This window comes from Tardiphaga sp. OK245 (assembly GCF_900108575.1).
GTDB lineage: Bacteria > Pseudomonadota > Alphaproteobacteria > Rhizobiales > Xanthobacteraceae > Tardiphaga > Tardiphaga robiniae.
This window is the reverse complement of the sequence record NZ_FNWZ01000002.1, coordinates 13,654-31,072: the sequence shown is the minus strand read 5'-3', so window position 1 is coordinate 31,072 and position 17,419 is coordinate 13,654. Positions and strand designations below refer to the sequence as shown.

At 64.0% G+C, this 17,419-nt stretch carries 18 protein-coding genes; 11 read left to right on the top strand and 7 right to left on the bottom strand.

Features of this window, described 5'->3' with window-relative positions; genetic code table 11:
- Positions 1–38 precede the first annotated feature (38 nt).
- On the top strand, positions 39–233 hold the full coding sequence (locus BLW80_RS06815; protein WP_093757402.1) for a putative motility protein: 195 nt from the start codon (positions 39–41) through the stop codon (positions 231–233).
- On the opposite strand, the gene BLW80_RS06810 is transcribed toward BLW80_RS06815, so the two are convergent.
- Positions 230–1,219 carry an AraC family transcriptional regulator gene (locus BLW80_RS06810; RefSeq protein WP_093757401.1) on the bottom strand — a complete coding sequence of 330 codons (990 nt, stop codon included), beginning with the start codon at positions 1,217–1,219 and terminating at the stop codon, positions 230–232. The two genes, BLW80_RS06815 and BLW80_RS06810, sit on opposite strands and share 4 nt — an antisense overlap.
- Before the next feature lie 68 nt (positions 1,220–1,287).
- Between BLW80_RS06810 and BLW80_RS06805 the strand changes: the two genes are divergently transcribed.
- Complete coding sequence (locus BLW80_RS06805; protein ID WP_093757400.1) at positions 1,288–2,502, top strand: MFS transporter; 1,215 nt, start codon at positions 1,288–1,290, stop codon at positions 2,500–2,502.
- Between the two features lie 41 nt (positions 2,503–2,543).
- Here BLW80_RS06805 and BLW80_RS06800 read toward each other — a convergent pair whose 3' ends face one another.
- The 3 genes from BLW80_RS06800 to tlpA all read right to left on the bottom strand — a co-directional run bounded on the left by BLW80_RS06800 (position 2,544) and on the right by tlpA (position 4,139).
- Positions 2,544–2,921 (bottom strand): VOC family protein, encoded by a 378-nt coding sequence (locus tag BLW80_RS06800; RefSeq protein ID WP_089267617.1) that lies wholly within the window; start codon positions 2,919–2,921, stop codon positions 2,544–2,546.
- A 19-nt stretch (positions 2,922–2,940) separates the two neighbouring features.
- Entirely contained in the window at positions 2,941–3,300 is a 360-nt protein-coding gene (locus tag BLW80_RS06795; protein ID WP_089267616.1) for a DUF1428 domain-containing protein, read from the bottom strand.
- Positions 3,301–3,452: 152 nt separating this feature from the next.
- On the bottom strand, positions 3,453–4,139 hold the full coding sequence (tlpA, locus tag BLW80_RS06790; protein ID WP_093757399.1) for a thiol:disulfide interchange protein TlpA: 687 nt from the start codon (positions 4,137–4,139) through the stop codon (positions 3,453–3,455).
- A gap of 129 nt (positions 4,140–4,268) precedes the next feature.
- Here tlpA and argH point away from each other — a divergent pair, with 129 nt between their 5' ends.
- The 4 genes from argH (at position 4,269) to BLW80_RS06770 (ending at position 10,263) form a co-directional block, all read left to right on the top strand.
- A complete protein-coding gene (argH, locus tag BLW80_RS06785) occupies positions 4,269–5,666 on the top strand; it encodes an argininosuccinate lyase (protein ID WP_093758146.1) in 1,398 nt (465 codons plus the stop codon).
- A gap of 92 nt (positions 5,667–5,758) precedes the next feature.
- Entirely contained in the window at positions 5,759–6,043 is a 285-nt protein-coding gene (gene lptM / locus BLW80_RS06780; RefSeq protein WP_093757398.1) for an LPS translocon maturation chaperone LptM, read from the top strand.
- Positions 6,044–6,049: 6 nt separating this feature from the next.
- Positions 6,050–7,315, top strand: coding sequence for a diaminopimelate decarboxylase (gene lysA, locus BLW80_RS06775; RefSeq protein ID WP_093757397.1), 1,266 nt, complete (start codon positions 6,050–6,052; stop codon positions 7,313–7,315).
- Between the two features lie 326 nt (positions 7,316–7,641).
- Positions 7,642–10,263 (top strand): TIGR02302 family protein, encoded by a 2,622-nt coding sequence (locus BLW80_RS06770; protein ID WP_093757396.1) that lies wholly within the window; start codon positions 7,642–7,644, stop codon positions 10,261–10,263.
- A 189-nt stretch (positions 10,264–10,452) separates the two neighbouring features.
- Here the strand turns inward: BLW80_RS06770 and BLW80_RS06765 are convergent, their stop codons facing one another.
- Together BLW80_RS06765 and BLW80_RS06760 are read right to left on the bottom strand one after the other, a co-directional pair.
- Complete coding sequence (locus tag BLW80_RS06765; protein ID WP_093757395.1) at positions 10,453–10,830, bottom strand: response regulator; 378 nt, start codon at positions 10,828–10,830, stop codon at positions 10,453–10,455.
- A gap of 15 nt (positions 10,831–10,845) precedes the next feature.
- Positions 10,846–11,709: an MJ0042-type zinc finger domain-containing protein gene (locus tag BLW80_RS06760; protein WP_093758145.1), complete on the bottom strand. Its 864-nt coding sequence runs from the start codon at positions 11,707–11,709 to the stop codon at positions 10,846–10,848.
- Positions 11,710–11,837: 128 nt separating this feature from the next.
- On the opposite strand from BLW80_RS06760, the gene ftsE reads away from it, so the two are divergent.
- The 4 genes from ftsE to BLW80_RS06740 all read left to right on the top strand — a co-directional run bounded on the left by ftsE (position 11,838) and on the right by BLW80_RS06740 (position 15,067).
- Positions 11,838–12,497 carry a cell division ATP-binding protein FtsE gene (gene ftsE / locus BLW80_RS06755; protein WP_068729180.1) on the top strand — a complete coding sequence of 220 codons (660 nt, stop codon included), beginning with the start codon at positions 11,838–11,840 and terminating at the stop codon, positions 12,495–12,497.
- The gene (locus BLW80_RS06750; RefSeq protein ID WP_068729178.1) at positions 12,490–13,461 is read left to right on the top strand and encodes a cell division protein FtsX; all 972 of its coding nucleotides are present in this window, start codon (positions 12,490–12,492) and stop codon (positions 13,459–13,461) included. Before ftsE ends, BLW80_RS06750 begins: the two co-directional genes overlap by 8 nt.
- An 80-nt stretch (positions 13,462–13,541) precedes the next feature.
- Positions 13,542–14,267: a YdcF family protein gene (locus BLW80_RS06745; RefSeq protein ID WP_093757394.1), complete on the top strand. Its 726-nt coding sequence runs from the start codon at positions 13,542–13,544 to the stop codon at positions 14,265–14,267.
- A 26-nt stretch (positions 14,268–14,293) separates the two neighbouring features.
- Positions 14,294–15,067, top strand: coding sequence for a lysophospholipid acyltransferase family protein (locus tag BLW80_RS06740; protein ID WP_093757393.1), 774 nt, complete (start codon positions 14,294–14,296; stop codon positions 15,065–15,067).
- Between the two features lie 414 nt (positions 15,068–15,481).
- Here BLW80_RS06740 and BLW80_RS06730 read toward each other — a convergent pair whose 3' ends face one another.
- Positions 15,482–16,039, bottom strand: coding sequence for a gamma-glutamylcyclotransferase (locus tag BLW80_RS06730; RefSeq protein ID WP_089267609.1), 558 nt, complete (start codon positions 16,037–16,039; stop codon positions 15,482–15,484).
- 127 nt (positions 16,040–16,166) lie between these two features.
- Between BLW80_RS06730 and BLW80_RS06725 the strand changes: the two genes are divergently transcribed.
- Complete coding sequence (locus tag BLW80_RS06725; protein ID WP_093757391.1) at positions 16,167–17,357, top strand: DUF2125 domain-containing protein; 1,191 nt, start codon at positions 16,167–16,169, stop codon at positions 17,355–17,357.
- The last annotated feature ends 62 nt before the right edge of the window (positions 17,358–17,419 follow it).

Sequence of the window (17,419 nt, the reverse complement as noted above, 5' to 3'; positions counted from 1 at the left end):
CCGCTATACCGGCGCTACGACGTTACGGAGTGTTTCTGATGGATATGGCTTTGGTTGCCAGCGCGCTTGCCATGAAGGCAGCGGGAACGCAGCAGCAGATTTCGACCTCGATCATGAAGTCGAATGCCGACATGGAAAAGAACACTGTGCTCACGCTGCTCGGTGGCGCACAGCAGGCATCGCAGGCCAATCTCGGCGCGGGCGTCGGCGGCAACGTCGATATCGCCGCCTAAGGCGCTGTCGAAGCTGGCCGCTCGCCGCTAGAGGCAGCAGTCAGTGTCGCGCGAAAATGGCTGGGCGGCGCGCCAATGATGCGCTTGAAGGCACGGCTGAACGCTGCTTCCGATTCATAGCCAAGCCGGCGTGCGACGACCGCGATCTTCAGGCGGTCGCGAACGAGCCACTGCTTTGCTTCCTGCATCCGCAATTGCGCGACGTAACGGGCCGGTGTTTGGCCGACGACATTGGCGAAGCGCAACGCAAATGCCGAGCGTGATGCATGCATGACGTTCGCCAGCGCCTCGACGGTCCAATCCCTGGTCGGGTCGCGATGGATCGCGGCGAGAACCCGCCCGATACCGGGATCGCGCGCTGCTGCGACCCAACCGGCAGAGCCGCAGCCCTTCTCCACCCAGTTGCGGATCAGTGCAGCGGCGACGACATCGGCCAGCCGCGTCAGCATGCCGCCGGCACCGACGCGATCCAGCGCCAGTTCGGACGTCATGGCCTCAAGCAGATGCGGGATGGCGGGCTCGTCGGTGGCAAGTTCGTGCATCTGCATCAGCTCAGGCATCATCAGCAGTAACGGATGCTGGCTATCGAGGTTGAAGGTCATGCCGGCGCCGAACAGCACGGTTTCTTCGCCATTTCTGTTGCCGCCGCTGCAGGTGTCGAGGATGCCGCAGCACACCGGCTCGAACTGGCAATTCTCGACCGGTGCCGGGAAGGCATCGGGTGAACTCGCCAGCGCATGTTCCGCGCCGCGCGGCAGCAAGACCGCATCGCCTGGTTCAAGGCGGACCCACGCGTTATCCAGAGTTCGCAGCCAGCAGCCGCGCTCGGCGACGAAGTGGAATTGCGCCTTCGGCCGTGCCGGGAATACCAGCCCCCACGGTTCGGTCATGCGGCAGCGGACGTAATCGACGCCCTCAATCTTCAAGCCCCGGAGCATTTCGGTCAGGGGGTGAGTGGCGACAGTTGTGGACGAATGATCAAGCATTGCGGGTTTTCTAGCATGGAAACTCCAAGAGGTCACCTCCATCTCCGGGGTCCCTCCTGGAGACTGCCATGACTGATTCCGCCACTGCTGCACTTGATGCCGATGTTTCTCCCGTAACCACTGAGCGGACGGACGCAGCCTGGGCGGCTGTTGTCTCCCTGATGCTGGGCGCGTTCAGCCAGGTCACGGCTGAATTCCTGCCGGCCAGCCTGCTCACGCCGATCGCCACCGATCTCGGCGTCTCGGTCGGCGCTGCCGGGCAGGTGGTGACAGCAACCTCCCTTGTCGGGATCATCGCCGGGCTTGCGACGGCCATTGTGACACGCGCCATGGATCGCCGCGTCGTCCTGTGGTCGCTCACGGTGCTGCTGATCGTGTCCAATCTGCTGTCAGCTACCGCAAGCAACCTGCCGATCCTGTTGCTTGCCCGCGTGCTGCTCGGCATCAGCCTCAGCGGTTTTTGGGCAATGGCAACTGCCACAGCGATGCGGCTTGTTCCGGCGGAGGCGCTGCCGCGCGCGATCTCGCTGATTTTCAGCGGTGTTTCGATCGCCACCGTCAGCGCCGCGCCGATCGGTGCATATCTTGGCGATCTCTGGGGCTGGCGGAACGTGTTTTTGCTGGCGGCCGCTGTCGGCGCCGTTGTGCTCGTCTTTCAGATGCTGACGCTGCCGCGCTTGCCGCCGCTCACATCACCGGATGTGCGCACGCTGTTCGTGCTGATGCGTCGGCCCAGTGTCCGGCTTGTGATGATCGCGATTGCCGTCAGCATCTCGGGCCACTTCGCCGGCTTCACTTACGTCCGGCATTTCCTCGAACAAGTGCCGCAGCTTCCGGTCACTGCGATCTCGCTCGTCCTGCTGGCCTATGGCGTTGGTGGTTTCTTCGGCAATTTCGCGGGCGGGGTGCTTGTCGCCCGCAGTGCGAAACTTGCGATCGTCACGGGATCTGCGGCGATCGCCGTGCTCGCGCTGGTGCTGTTTGTCTTTGGCGCTTCGGGCCTTGTCGCGGGCATCGCGGTTGGTCTCTGGGGTTTTGCCTTCGGCGTGCTGCCGGTTGGCTTCCAGACATGGATGGTGCGGGTCGCATCTGACGAAGCCGAATCTGCGGGCGGCCTGCTCGTCTCAGCATTCCAGGTCGCGATCACGGTCGGCGCTGTCGTTGGCGGCATTCTTGTCGACGGTTTCGGCCCGTTCGGTGCCGTTGGTTATCTCGCAGCGGCGACACTGGCGGGCGCGCTGCTCGTGTTGCTGTCGCGCAGCGGCGGCGAAGTGCCGGCCTGAAGCGCGAAGGGAGGCAGCAGCCTGCTGCCTCCCGGCTTCTCTTACGCGACCGGTGTGATCCAGCCGATCCCGGCACCGCCGGGCTGCAGCAGGATTGCGAGCCGGCCGACATCGGGAATGTCGAATACCGGCCGCATCAGCGTCGCGCCGGCCGCGACGGCTTTCTTCACACGCGCATCGACATCGTCGACCGCGAGATACGGCATCCAGCCATCGGGTACATTCTCGTAGCCCGGGCCTTCCGCGTGGAAGATGCCGCCGACCGGCACATTGTCCATCATTGCGATCCAGTAGATGCCGCCGCCCGCCAGCTTCTTGGCCTGATAGGTCCAGCCGATGGTCTCCTGATAGAAGGCTTTCGCGCGCTCGGGATCGCGCGTCACGAATTCATTCCAGTTGAAATGACCGTGCGGCGTCATGGCGTCCTCCGTTGTTGCGTCAGACTGAAACCAGCGTCTTGAAGCCACCATAGATCATGCGCTTGGCATCGAACGGCATCGCCTTCGGATCCATCATCTTGGCGAGGCGCGGATCCTTCATCACTTTGGCGTTGATGCGGTCGCGATCTTTGCGCGTCTTGTAGATGATATAGGAAAACACAACGGTCTCGTCGGGTTTCAGTTTCACGCTGCGCGGGAACGATGTCCATTTGCCGACGCTGACGTCATCGGCGACACATTCCTGATAGTCGAGTGCGCCGTATTCGCGCCAGATTTTGCCGGCCTTTCGCGCGATGGCGGCATAGGCTTTCAGCTTCTTCTTCGGCACCGGAACGAGGAATCCGTCGATATAGGCCATTGGTCGTTTCTCCCTGCTGTCATGCGTCGGCGCCGGGCGCGCGTGGCCCGGTTGTTTTCAAGACGAACACAATTGCGTTCATCCGACAGCATTCTGGAGAATTTTGCGATCCGCGCAGGCGGCCGTATGTCGCAGTCGTCTGTGCCGCTACCTCAGAAGCTTGCCGCGGCGGGCTTCACCGCCGCCTTCAGCAGCTTGATGGCATCTTCGCTGTCCCATTCGGCGGGGCCGGCGATGGTCGCGATCTCGCAGCCCTTGCCGTCGATCAGCACCGAGGTCGGCATACCCAGTGCACGGCCGATGCCCTTGAGGTCCTGGAACACCTTGGCCGAGGTGTCGGTGAAATAATCCAGCCGGTGGAGGCCGCCGTCTTTCAGAAAGGCCTTCGGCTTCTCGGCGTCGCGGGTGTCGATATTGATCGCAACGACCTGGAAATCCGGGCCGCCGAGCTTGGTCTCGAGGTTGTTCAGCGCCGGCATTTCCTTGCGGCAGGGCACGCACCAGGTGGCCCACAGGTTCACCAGCACCGTCCGGCCGCGCCAGTCGGACAGCTTCTTCTCCTGGCCGTCGGCATCCCTGAAAGCGAGGTCCGGCAGTTTCAGCGGCGTCCTGGCCATGGTCAGGCCGGCGACTTCGCCGCGCGCCAGCGGCTCGATCTTCTTCGACAGTGCGATGGCCGGCGCGCAGGTCGGATCGCCCGGCGCAGCCTGCTGCCGCAGCCGATCCATATTGGATACCGCGGCAAAGCCGATCACGGCGCCGACGAGCACCGCGCCAAGCACGATCAGGCGGCGTTTGGCCGGACGGGGGGCAGGCTGGTCGGGCATAGGGTTTGTCATTCGGTCTCAGTTAGGGCTATGCAACGGTTGGCGACGGACGATCCGTCGGCTGCGGTTAAAGATGAGTGACAATTCATGGCTTCGCGCAAGGGCAACGGCAAGTCCAGCAATGACGGTAAGGGCTCCAATGTGAGCAACAAGATGTGGGGCGGGCTGTTCGATGAAAGCCCCGACGCCATCATGGAGGAAATCAATGTCTCCATCGACGTCGATCGCCACCTCTATGCCCAGGACATTACCGCGTCCAAGGCCCATGCTGCGATGCTTGCCAGGCAAGGGATTATCACCGCGAAAGATGCGAAAAATATCGCAGGCGGTCTAGACACGATCCTGTCAGAGATCACCAAGGGGGCGTTCACATTCAAGCGTGCGCTCGAAGACATTCACATGAATGTGGAGAGCCGGCTGGGCGAGCTGATCGGCCCGGCCTCCGGCCGCTTGCACACCGCGCGTTCGCGCAACGACCAGGTCGCGACCGACTTCCGTCTGTTCGTGCGCGATACCATCGACGAGATCGATGCGGCCTTTGCGTCGCTGCAGCGGGCACTGGTCGATCGTGCGCTGGAGCATGCCGACACGGTCATGCCCGGCTTCACCCATCTGCAGACCGCGCAGCCGGTGACCTTCGGTCATCATCTGCTGGCCTATGTGGAAATGGTGTCGCGGGATCGCGGCCGCTTCGCCGATGCGCGCAAGCGCCTCAATGAAAGCCCGCTCGGCGCCGCCGCGCTGGCCGGCACCTCATTCCCGATCGACCGCCATGCCACCGCCAAGGCGCTGGGCTTCGATCGCCCGATGGCGAATTCGCTCGATGCGGTGTCGGACCGCGATTTTGTGCTTGAGACGCTGTCGGCGGCTTCCATCGCGGCCGTGCATCTGTCGCGCTTCGCCGAGGAGATCGTGATCTGGACCTCGCCGCTGGTCGGTCTCGTCAGGCTCTCCGACAAGTTCACCACCGGCTCCTCGATCATGCCGCAGAAGCGCAATCCGGATGCGGCCGAACTGGTCCGCGCCAAGACCGGCCGCGTGATCGGCTCGCTCACCGGATTGTTGATTGTCATGAAGGGCCTGCCGCTGGCCTATCAGAAGGACATGCAGGAGGACAAAGCGGGCGCAATGGAGGCCTATTCGGCGCTATCGCTGGCGATCCGCGCGATTGCCGGCATGGTCCGCGATCTCGTGCCCAATGAGGAGCGCATGAAGCTTGCTGCCGGCGAGGGCTATGCCACCGCCACCGATCTGGCGGACTGGCTGGTACGGACGCTGAAAATGCCGTTCCGCGAGGCGCATCACGTCACCGGCCGGATCGTCGGCATCGCCACCAAGAAGGGCGTGGCGTTGCACGAGCTCGACCTGAAAGAGATGCAGGCGGTGGAACCGAAGATCACGGCAGAAGTGATGAAGGTGCTGTCGGTGGAATCGTCGGTGAAGAGCCGGGTCAGCTATGGCGGCACGGCGCCGAAGAATGTGACGTCGCAGGCGAAGGCCTGGCTCAAGCGACTGGAAAAAGAGCGGAAATTGGGCTGATCGGGCTTGGCGTGCGAAAATTCAATGGATTTCGGGGTCTCGCCAGAGCGCGGCAATCTTTGTATGGTGCGCCCGCATTTGGGGATTTAGCTGTGACTCGTCCGACCCGCCCTGCGTCCGCGCGATGGGCCATTCTCGTTCTGACCGCTTCTGCTTTGGCGCTGGCTGGCTGCGGCCGTAAAGGCGGCCTCGATCTGCCGCCACAGGCGTCTGCGCAGCCGATGGGCACCGGCGCTCCAGCGGCGGATCCCGATGCACAGTCGGCTGCCAACAAGGGCAGGGACGTGTTCGCGCCCTCGAACGGTGTTGATGAGGGCCCGCCGGCGGCGACCCGTGGTCGCAAGAAGCCGTTCCTGCTCGATCCGATCCTGGACTAACTCGCCATGCGCCATTTCGACTATCGCAACGGCGTGCTGCACGCCGAAGGCGTTGATATTGCCGAAATGGCGGATGCCGTCGGCACGCCATTCTATTGCTATTCGACCGCGACGCTGGAGCGGCACTACCGCGTCTTTACCGAGGCCTTTGCCGATACCAAGGCGCTGGTCTGCTACGCCATGAAGGCGAATTCCAACCAGTCGGTGCTGCGCACGCTGGCGAAGCTCGGCGCGGGCGCCGATGTTGTCTCGGGCGGCGAATTGAAGCGCGCGCTCGCCGCCGGCATTCCGCCGAAGAAGATCGTGTTTTCCGGCGTCGGCAAGACGGCGGATGAACTGCGGTTGGCGCTCGACGAGGACATTCTCTGCCTCAATATCGAGTCGGAGCCTGAACTCGCATTGCTGTCGGAGATCGCCAACGAGACCGGCCGTACGGCGCGGATCTCGATCCGCGTGAATCCCGATGTGGACTCCGGCACGCATGCCAAGATCTCCACCGGCAAGTCGGAAAACAAGTTCGGCATCCCCATCAGCAAGGCACGCGAGGTCTATGCCCGTGCTGCGAAGCTGCCGGGGATTGAGGTCACCGGCGTCGACATGCATATCGGCAGCCAGATCACCGATCTCGCCCCGATGGAACAGGCATTTCGCATCCTGGCCGATTTCGTCACCGTGCTGCGCAACGACGGTCACACGATTTCGCATGTCGATTTCGGCGGCGGTCTCGGCATTCCCTATTACGAGGACCGCGCCGCACCGCCGGAGCCGATGGCCTATGCGGCCATGGTCAAGCGTGTGACGCACAATCTCGGCTGCACGCTGATGTTCGAGCCCGGCCGCATGATCGTCGGCAATGCCGGCATTCTCGTCGCGCGCGTGATCCATGTGAAGCATGGCGACGGCAAGACCTTCGTCATCATCGATGCGGCCATGAACGATCTGATCCGGCCGACTCTGTATGAGGCCTATCACGAGATCCTGCCGGTAGCGGCGCCCGCACCCGGTGCGAAGCTCGCGGCTGTCGATGTGGTCGGCCCTGTTTGTGAGACCGGCGATTACCTCGCCCTCGACCGCAAGCTGCCGGAGCTGAAGTCCGGCGATCTGCTCGCGATCATGACCGCCGGCGCCTATGGCGCCGTGCAGGCGGGAACCTACAATACCCGCGCGCTGGTCCCGGAAGTGCTGGTGAAGGACGACCAGTATGCGGTGGTTCGCCCGCGCATCGAGGTCGAGCAGCTGATCGCCATGGACAAGGCCGCGCCCTGGTTGTGAGGCGGTGATTTTACCTCTCCCCGCTCTGCGCGGGGAGAGGTCGCCGCGCCTTCGCGGCGGGTGAGGGGCGGGGCACGGGACTCGCTTCAAGCTCAAGCGCAGGTAGGCGGATCTCGAAGAGCCCCTCACCCCACCCTCCCCCCGCAAGAGCGGGGCGAGGGAGCGCACGGCCGGCGTTCCCTTACAACGACCCCTCACGGCTTCGTGACCCCAATCGCTCCGAATCGACTTAGGCTCAGGCTTTGCATGTGCACGGATGGCTCCCGTGCCATGCCTCATTGCCGCCGCCGTGCTAGTGTGTCGTGCGGTAACATCGGAGATCGTCGTTGAGCGCTGCGCCCCCCGACCGACCACAACCCCCACACGATCCAAATGCCGATCGTCAGGCGGCGGCGCAGCTTCAGCTGGCGCAGGCGCTGCAGCGTGCCCGGGTGGCGATTGCCTGGGAGCGCGGGTGGCCACATCTGGCCCGGCTGCTCAGCGTCGTCGGTTTGTTTCTGGTGGCGTCCTGGGCTGGTCTGTGGCTGACGCTTCCCTTCACTGCGCGCGCCATCGGCCTTGCGTTGTTCGTCATCGCTGCGCTGGCGACGCTCGTTCCTCTCCTGAAGTTTCGCTGGCCGTCGCGTGAAGAGGGCTTGTCGCGCCTCGATCGCGGCACCGGCATTGCGCATCGTCCCGCAACGGCGCTGACCGACACGCTGTCGTCGCAGGACCCGATGGCCCGGGCGCTGTGGCTGGTTCAGCGCGAGCGTACGCTGGCCTCGCTCAAGAAAATCCGCGCTGGCCTGCCGTCGCCGCGCCTCGTGATCCATGACCCCTGGGCGCTGCGCGCCATCGTGATCGTGCTGCTGTTCGCCACCTGGTTTGCCGCCAGCGGCGAGCGCGGCGCACGCATCATGGCGGCGTTCGACTGGCACGGCGTGCTGGCGCCGGCGAATGTGCGCGTCGACGCCTGGATCACGCCGCCGCCTTACACCGGCAAGCCGCCGATCATCCTTTCCGCCGCCAATAAGGATGCGTCCACGGCCGATGCCACTGCATTGCCGGTGCCGTCGGGCTCGACGCTGATCGTGCGCTCCAGCGGTGGTGCGCTTGATGTCGTTCTCACCGGCGGCGTCGCTGACGTGGCGCCGACGGCGGAAGCCCCGAAGGGCACCAACGAAAAGCATTTCACCATCACGTCTGACGGGACGGCACATGTCCGTGCGCCGTCCGGCCAGCCGCAGTGGAAGTTCACGGCAACGGGTGATCGCCCGCCGACCATCGCGCTCGCCAAGGACCCGGAGCGTCAGGCGCGCGGTTCGCTGCAGATGTCCTACAAGCTCGAGGACGACTACGGCGTTACCGAAGCCCATGCGCTATTCGCGGCGCGTCCTGCCGAGACCAAGGATGGCATCAAGGAAGCCGCCAAGCCGCGGCCGCTGTTCGATGCGCCGTCATTTGCGCTGGTGCTGCCAAATGCGCGCACGCGCAACGGCGTCGGCCAGACCGTCAAGGATCTCAGCGAGGATCCCTATGCCGGCGCCGATGTGACGCTGACGCTGACCGCGAAGGATGAGTCGGGCAACGAGGGCAAGAGCGAGCCGTTCAGCATGCGACTGCCGGAGCGGCTGTTCACCAAGCCGCTGCCGCGCGCGCTGATCGAACAGCGCCGTATCCTGGCACTCGACGCCAATCAGCGCGGCCAGGTCTCCTTCGCGCTGCAGGCCCTGATGATCGCTCCGGAAGCTTTCACGCCGGAAGCCGGTCAATATCTCGGGCTGCGCAGCGTTGCCACCCAGATCGAACGCGCCCGCACCGACGCGGCCCTGAAGGAAGTCGTCGCCAGCCTGTGGGCGCTCGCCGTCACCATCGAGGACGGCGACATCACCGATGTCGACAAGGCGCTGAAGGCGGCACAAGACGCGCTGAAGCAGGCACTGGAGCGCGGCGCCAGTGACGAGGAGATCAAGAAGCTCACCGAGAACCTGCGTGCGGCGCTGGATAACTTTCTGAAGCAGCTCGCCGAGCAGATGAAGCAGAACCCGCAGCAGCTGGCGCGTCCGCTCGACAAGAACACCAAGGTGATGCGGCAGCAGGACCTCAACAACATGATCGAGCGCATGGAGCGGCTGTCGCGCTCCGGCGACAAGGATGCCGCCAAGCAGTTGCTCGAACAGATGCAGCAGATGCTGGAAAACCTGCAGATGGCGCAGCCCGGCCAGTCCGGTGACAGCGAGATGGATCAGGCGATGAACGAGCTTGGGGACATGATCCGCAAGCAGCAGCAGTTGCGCGACAAGACCTTCAAGCAAGGCCAGGACCAGCGCAACGAGCGCCGCCGCGGCAAGCAGGGCGAGCAGGGTATGGGCGATCTGCAGCAGGATCAGCAAAACCTGCGCGACCGCCTCAAGCAGCTACAGGACCAGCTCGCCAAGCAGGGCATGGGCCAGGGTCAGAAGGGTCAAAAAGGACAGCAAGGGCAAAAAGGCCAGCAGGGCCAGCAAGGGCAGGGCCAAGGTCAAGGCGGCGACGATCAGGCGGACGCCGATGGTGACGGCGACGGTGATGGTCTTGGCGATGCCGACAGCGCCATGGGCGATGCCGGCGGCCAGCTCGGCGAGGGCAATGCCGACGGCGCGGTGGGTTCGCAGGGCAAGGCGCTCGATGCACTCCGCAAGGGCGCCCAGAAGCTCGCACAGGCCATGCAGCAGGGCGAGGGTGAAGGCCAGAACGACGGCCCCGGCAACAATCCTGGCCGCCAGCAGAGCGGTGGCCGGCAAAGCGATCCGCTCGGGCGTCCGCTGCGTGGCCGCGAACTTGGCGACGACCTCACGGTGAAGATTCCCGGCGAGATCGACGTGCAGCGCGTGCGGAGAATCCTGGAAGAGCTGCGTCGTCGCCTCGGCGACACGACGCGGCCGCAGCTCGAACTCGATTACATCGAGCGGCTGCTGAAGGATTATTGAGCGGAATTTTGAAGCGCCGACCTCAGTAATATCCCTCCCCCTTGCGGGGAGGGTCGGCCGATAGGCCGGGGTGGGGGTGCCACAAGCAGCGCTCTCACGTGGGGCGAGACCCCACCCGTCTGGCCTTCGGCCAGCGACCCTCCCCGCTGCGCGGCTCCGCCGCTTGGGGGAGGGATAAGAAAGAGCCCTCTATCCCTTGTTCTTCACCGCCAGTGCGTCCGCCACCGCGGTGCGGATATCCGCCACCGAAAACGGCTTCGTCACCACATCGTGCACGATCGCATTCAGGCCCGTCGCGCGTTCGCGCTGGTCGGCGTAACCGGTCATCAGCAGGATCGTGAGGTCGGGGAAATCACGTGCAGCGGAGAGCGCCAGCGCGATGCCGTCCATGATGGGCATCTTGATGTCGGTCAGCAGCAGGTCGAATGCGCCGCCCTGCTCAGTAAGGATCTCCAGCGCCTCGGCGCCGTCTTCGGCCGTGACGATCTCGTGGCCATCCATGGCGATGGCGCGGCCGACCAGCAGCCGCATCGATTCTTCGTCATCTGCAATCAGGATACGCGCCACGACAACTCCTTGGACTTACGCGCCGGCGACGTCGCGCTTGTTGAAGAAGCGCACATCGATACTGCGGCCCTCGGCCGGCGGCGAGGCCAGCCGCGATCGAAACCATGTCTTGTCGCCGGGATTGAGGCCGGGCTGCTCGAGCACGGCGTTCCAGCCATATATTTCAGTCCCCTTCTCGTCGCGTACCACGAAACGCAGGCGCGGCAATGCGGTGGGGATGCGGGTCTCTGACACGATCAGGCCTTCGATGAGCAAGACCGACTTGCCATCGACGGTCTCGGTGGTGACCTTGACGTCCTTGAAGGCAAGGCCGCGCACATTCACGTCGAGGCCGACCGCCTGATAGAAAGTCGCGGTCTGCGGCATCAGCTTGACCAGATCGACGCGCCAGATCACCAGTGCGAGCAACAGCGACGCCATGGCCGCGGTGGCGATCGGCAGGCTGTGCCTCGGCATGACGAACAGGCGCGGCAGCGACGGCACGAAACGGCGGAGCGCCGCGAAGCGCGACGGCGGGGTGGCCCGCATCGCGGCCACCGCGTCGTGCTGCGCCAGCGTGGCCCAGTCGGCCTCCTCGGTACGATCATTGGCATCGACCGGCCAGTCGGCTGAAATCGAGGGGCTTTCGACCAGCGGAACGCTCGGCGCCGAGGCGTCGTCGTCCTCGGTCACGCCCCAGGCGCTCATATCTTCGTTCGGATCGGGCTCGCTGGCCTTCGCCGCCATGGCGGGAACACGGGCTTCGGCGCGGGAGAGGTCCTCCGGCCGCGCCAGCCAGACTTCCTTGCAGCGGGCGCAGCGCACCGTCCGTCCGGCATCGCCGAACGTGGCCGGATTCACGGCGTAGGACGTCGTGCAATTGGGGCAAACGATATGCATGGAGCCGATAGCCGATGACATGGCCGGCAGGCTACAAGACGACCGTTAACGAATCGGAAACCATAACGGCCGCACAAGCAATTGACCGTCTTTTTGAGGCTTTTTGAACCCATCGAACGGAGCTGAATGTGGTCCGGTTCGAAAATGTTGGTTTGCGCTACGGGCTTGGCCCGGAGATTCTGCGCGACCTCAATTTCCAGATCCCTGCGCATTCGTTCCAGTTCCTGACCGGTCCCTCCGGCGCCGGCAAGACCTCGCTGCTGCGCCTGCTGTTCCTGTCGCTGCGGCCGACCCGCGGGTTGGTCAATCTGTTCGGCCAGGATATCTCGCTGCTCGGCAAGGACGAGATCGCCGACCTGCGCAAGCGCATCGGTATCGTGCTGCAGGATTTCCGTCTGCTCGACCATATGACGACCTATGAGAATGTCGCGCTGCCGTTCCGGGTGATGGGGCGTGAGGAGTCCAGCTATCGGCGCGAGGTTATCGATCTCTTGAAATGGGTGGGTCTGGGCGATCGCATGGATGCGCTGCCGCCGATCCTGTCGGGCGGCGAGAAGCAGCGCGCTGCCATTGCGCGCGCGGTGATCGCACGGCCCATGCTGCTGCTGGCGGACGAGCCGACGGGTAACGTCGATCCGACGCTGGGCCGGCGTCTGCTGCGGCTGTTCATCGAACTCAACAAGTCCGGCACCGCGGTGATTATCGCGACCCACGATATTACATTGATGGATCAATACGACGCGCGGCGCATGGTGCTGCATCAAGGCCGGCTGCATATCTATGAGTAGAATCGGCGAAGAACACGGCCCGCTGATGGACCTCGGCACCGATCGCCCGCAGGTCCCGGCAAAGGCGCGCAATGCATCCCCGATCGTGCCGCGCGGCTCGATCGCCGGCCGCGCGCTGGTCGCCGTCGTCGCTATCATGACGTTCCTCGCCTCCATCACGACGGGCGCGGTGCTGCTGATCAGCGCCTCGGCGTCGGAGTGGCAATCGGAAGTCGCCAGCGAAATCACCATCCAGGTGAAGCCGCAGGGCGGCCGCGATCTCGACCGCGATACGCAGGCGGTGACCGACGCCATTCGCGGGCAGCCGGGGATTGTCGAGGTGCAGCCCTATAGCAGGGAGCAATCGGCGCAGTTGCTGGAGCCGTGGCTCGGCACGGGACTGTCGCTCGACGAGCTGCCGGTACCGCGCGTCATCATTGCACGTGTCGCGCCGGGGACGGCGCTCGATATCATTGGCTTGCGCAAGCGGGTGACGCAGGCCGTGCCCTCGGCCAGCGTTGACGATCATCGCGCCTGGGTCGAGCGGATGCGGTCGATGACATCGGCAACGGTGCTGGCCGGGCTCGGCATCCTTGCGCTCGTTATTATCGCCACCATTATCTCTGTATCCTTTGCGACGCGCGGCGCGATGGCGGCGAACCGGCCGATCGTCGAGGTGCTGCATTTCGTCGGCGCGGGCGACCGCTACATCGCCAATCGCTTCTTCCGCCACTTTCTGCGGCTTGGCCTGCAGGGCGGTATCATTGGCGGCGGTGCCGCGATGCTGATGTTCGGGTTTTCGGAGTCGATCGCGAGCTGGTTTTCCGGCACGCCGGTGGGCGACCAGTTCGCCGCATTGCTGGGGACGTTCTCGCTGCGGTCGTCAGGCTATCTCGCGGTGGCAGGGCAGGCGCTGTTGATAGCAGGAATTACCGCCTGGGCATCGCGCCGCACTTTGTTCTCGACGCTGAACGACATCGAGTAACGCGCCAGGCACAGGCGATGGCATCGCCAAGGCGCCGAAAAATACCTAAGATTGCTGCCAAAGGACCAAACGCCAGACCGATGACCTTGCTCGACGACCAGAACACCACGGAGATGCCCGTTGCCGCGCCACCGCGGCGGCGCGTCATCCGTGCGGCACTCGTGGTCGCATTTGCACTGTCCTTCATGGTCGGCGCCATCGGTTTCGTTGCGTTTCTTGCGCAACTGCGCAGCGGCGAGCTGAAGCCGTCGGCGAATGCCGACGGCATCGTGGTCCTGACCGGCGGATCGTCGCGCGTCGCGGATGCGCTCGAACTGCTCGCCAACGGTTTCGGCAAACGGTTGCTGATCTCCGGCGTGCATCCGACCAATGGCGCCGCCAATATCTCGCGCACGCTGCCGGACAGCCAGCGGCTGCTGGATTGCTGCGTCGATCTCGATCGCTCCGCCGTCAACACCCGCAGCAACGCGGTGGAGACCAAACGCTGGGTCCATGAGCGCGGCTTCAAGTCGCTGATCGTGGTGACCTCGAATTATCACATGCCGCGCGCGATCGTCGAAATGTCACATGAGATGCCGGATATCGAGCTGATCCCGTTCTCGGTGATTGGCGACAAATGGCGTGACGAGCCGTGGTGGACCAGTGGCCCGACGCTGCGGTTGCTGCTATCGGAATATGTCAAATATCTCGCGGCCGAAGCGCGGGTGCGGCTGGCGAATATCGGTATTGATCTGATGCCGGATTCCGGCAGCGACCAGCAGAGCGACGCGCCGCAGCGCCGGCCGGCCACGGCGTCTGCGAATTGAACTGCAATTGAGCTGATCGGAACACCATGACTTCGATATTCGTGCGTTCGTTGATCTACAACGTGCTGTTCTATGTGCTGCTGGTGTTCTGGATACTGGTGGCGATTCCAACCTTCGTGATGCCGCCTCGCGCCTTCATGGCGATCGCGAAGGCGTGGGCGACCAGCAGCATCTGGCTGATGCGTATCGTCTGCAACACCAGGGTCGATTATCGCGGACTCGAGAAAATTCCGGCGGGGCCGCTGGTGGTGGCCTCGAAACATCAATCGATGTGGGAGACCTTCGCGCTGATGCCGTTCTTCGACCGGCCGCTGTTCATCTACAAGCGCGAGCTCGGGCAGATTCCGTTCTTTGGCTGGTATCTGAAGAAGTCGAAAATGATCGGCGTCGATCGCGATGGCGGTGCGCGTTCGCTCATCGATATGGCCAAGCGCGCCACCGAGGAAATCCAGCTCGGCCGTCAGCTCATTATCTTTCCCGAAGGCACGCGTCGGCCTGTCGAGGCACCACCGGATTACAAACCCGGTGTCGCGCAGATCTACGCCAAATCCGGCGCGCCGTGTCTGCCGGTGGCGCTGAATTCCGGCCTCTTCTGGCCGCGCCGCACCTTCCTGCGCTATCCCGGCACGCTGGTGGTGGAGTTTCTCGATCCGTTGCCGGCCGGCCTGCCACGCAAGGAATTCATCGCGGCGATCAGCACGTCGATCGAGGCCGCCACCGATCGTATCGTTGCCGAGGCGCGCGCGGAGCAGGCGCAAATTTTTGGGCGCGTGCCGAATGTGGCGGTGAAGGAAGGGTAAAGGCGTCTATTCTTGGTGTTCAGTTTTCGTGATGGCGCGCTTCTCCTTTTCTTCGAGGTCGCTGAGCTGGTTCGAAGGATTCCATAGCAGGGGGCGAGCCGTCCCAGATGACCACCACTGCATTCCCTTCTCGATCCATGCAGTGCGCAATTCTCTATGGCGTTCGAGGCGCCTGATCCAATCTCCGCTCATTACATCATCGTAGCCGAAGTGGGTGCCGCATGAGCAGCAGATCTCGTGAGAACCACCCCCCTCCGCGTTATGTGGTTCTTCTTCTAAATCGGGGTAGCCACAAACAGGGCAGGTAAAAGGCATTGGTCGCGTTCCGGTTAGCTGGCATGAAGCATAATGCTGAGCGTGAGGTCAGTGAAAGGGCCGGCCCAAGATCATGCTTCGTTACATCCGGACTGCAAATCACTCGTGCAGCATGGCTGCGAGCTGATGCAGCTGTGCATCGCGAAAACCTTCGGCCTCGATGGCCTTCACGGTCGACAGCACGTAATCGCGGTTCAGCCCGGAACGACCGTGGCCCTGCCGCACGAAGTGCAATTGCTCGCTGAGGCTCAGGCGCCCTGCATATTGCACATGACCGCGGTCGACCACATAGGCCAGCGCGCTGACGCGGGTACGCTCGACGTCATCGAGCCAGACGGAGCGCATGACCTCGCGATAGACATGGGTGGTCTGCTCGCGCTCCCTGAGATAGGCGATGGTGTCGTGGCGCAGCTTGGCCGCCACGCGAAAGGCAATGCCACGGCAGGCGCCGCCGCGGTCCAGGCCGAGCACGAGTCCGGGCTTTTCCGGCGTGCCGCGGTGGTCGAAGGAATAGACGCAGAGCGCCCGATGTTCGCCGATCAGCCGGGCTGGGACCTGTTCGATGAACTCGAAGCCTGGCCGCCACATCAGCGAGCCATAGCCGAACACCCAGAGATCGCTGTCGGAATCGGGCTCGGCGGTGATTTTCGCGGTCATCCTGCCGACCTAGCAGAAACCTTGGGCCCGGGCGATCTTGATTTCCTGCAATGTGGCCCTGCGACGACAGGATAACCCCATGAAAGGGATCGCCGATTTGACAAAATCATGCGATCTACGTCCCGCCATGTCCGAATATGCACAGCCCACCCAGCGCCGCCTCTGGCCGATTTTCATCCTGCCCGTCCTCATCGTCGTCCTTGCGGCGGCGTGGAGCGGCTTCTGGTTCTATGCCGCGTCCAAGGTCGACGAAAACGTCGATATCTGGCGCGCCCGCGAGGCCGCGGCTGGCCGCGTCTATGATTGCGCCAACCGTTCGGTCTCCGGCTTCCCGTTCCGGCTCGAAGTCCGCTGCAGCGGTGTCAGCGTTTCGCTGACCTCGCAAACGGCCACCCAGAATGCGACGCAGGTGCCGATCACCGCGAAGCTCGGCGAGATCGTCGTGGTTGCGCAGATCTACACGCCGCGGCTCCTGGTCGCCGAATTCACCGCGCCGGCCGTCCTGTCCGATCGCGGCCAGCCGGCAATGGTGATGAACTGGGGCTCCGCGCGCAGCAGCATCACCGGTCTGCCCGGTACGCCTGACAGCGCCGACATTGTGTTCGACGACGTGTCGCTCGACCGTTTCGCCGGCTCGGTGCAGGCGCCGACCGCACGTGCCAAACAGGTCGAATTGCATGGCCGCACGGCAGCGAACTCCACGCCGGACAAGCCGGTGATCGAGACGGCCCTGCAGATCAGGAGCGGCAGCATTGCCGATGTTCATCCGATCCTCGCCGCGCCCTTCGATGCGGATATCCGCGCATTGCTCAGCGGACTCAAGGATGTCGCGCCCAAGCCCTGGCCGCAGCGTTTCCGCGAGCTTCAGGCTGCAGGTGGACGCGTCGAGATCGTGCAGTCGCGCGTCCAGCAGGGGGAGATCATCTCGCTGGCGACGGGCTCGCTCGGTCTGACCGCCGCGGGCAATCTCGACGGCGAATTGCAGATGACCGTGGCGGGGCTGGACAAGGCTATCGCCGCCCTCGGCATCGACAAGTTGCTGGAGATGGGCGTGCCTCAGGAGGCGCTGGACCGCATTGCGCCCGGCGTGAAGTCGCAGGACGTCAACAACATCCTCGGTGCGCTGGATCGCGCGATCCCCGGTCTCGGCAATGTCGTGCGCAAGAATGCCGGCAGCGGCCTTGCCGCCGGCGTCAATTCGATCGGGACTGCGGCTGTCTTGGAAGGCAAAGCGGCGCGGTCGTTCCCGCTGAAATTTGTCGATGGCGCGGTGTTCCTCGGGCCGCTGCGCGTGGCGCAGATCCCGCCGCTGTTTTAGGCGTGAGGTTCGCCGGCCTCTCCACGTCATTGCGAGGAGCGAAGCGACGCGGCAATCCAGAA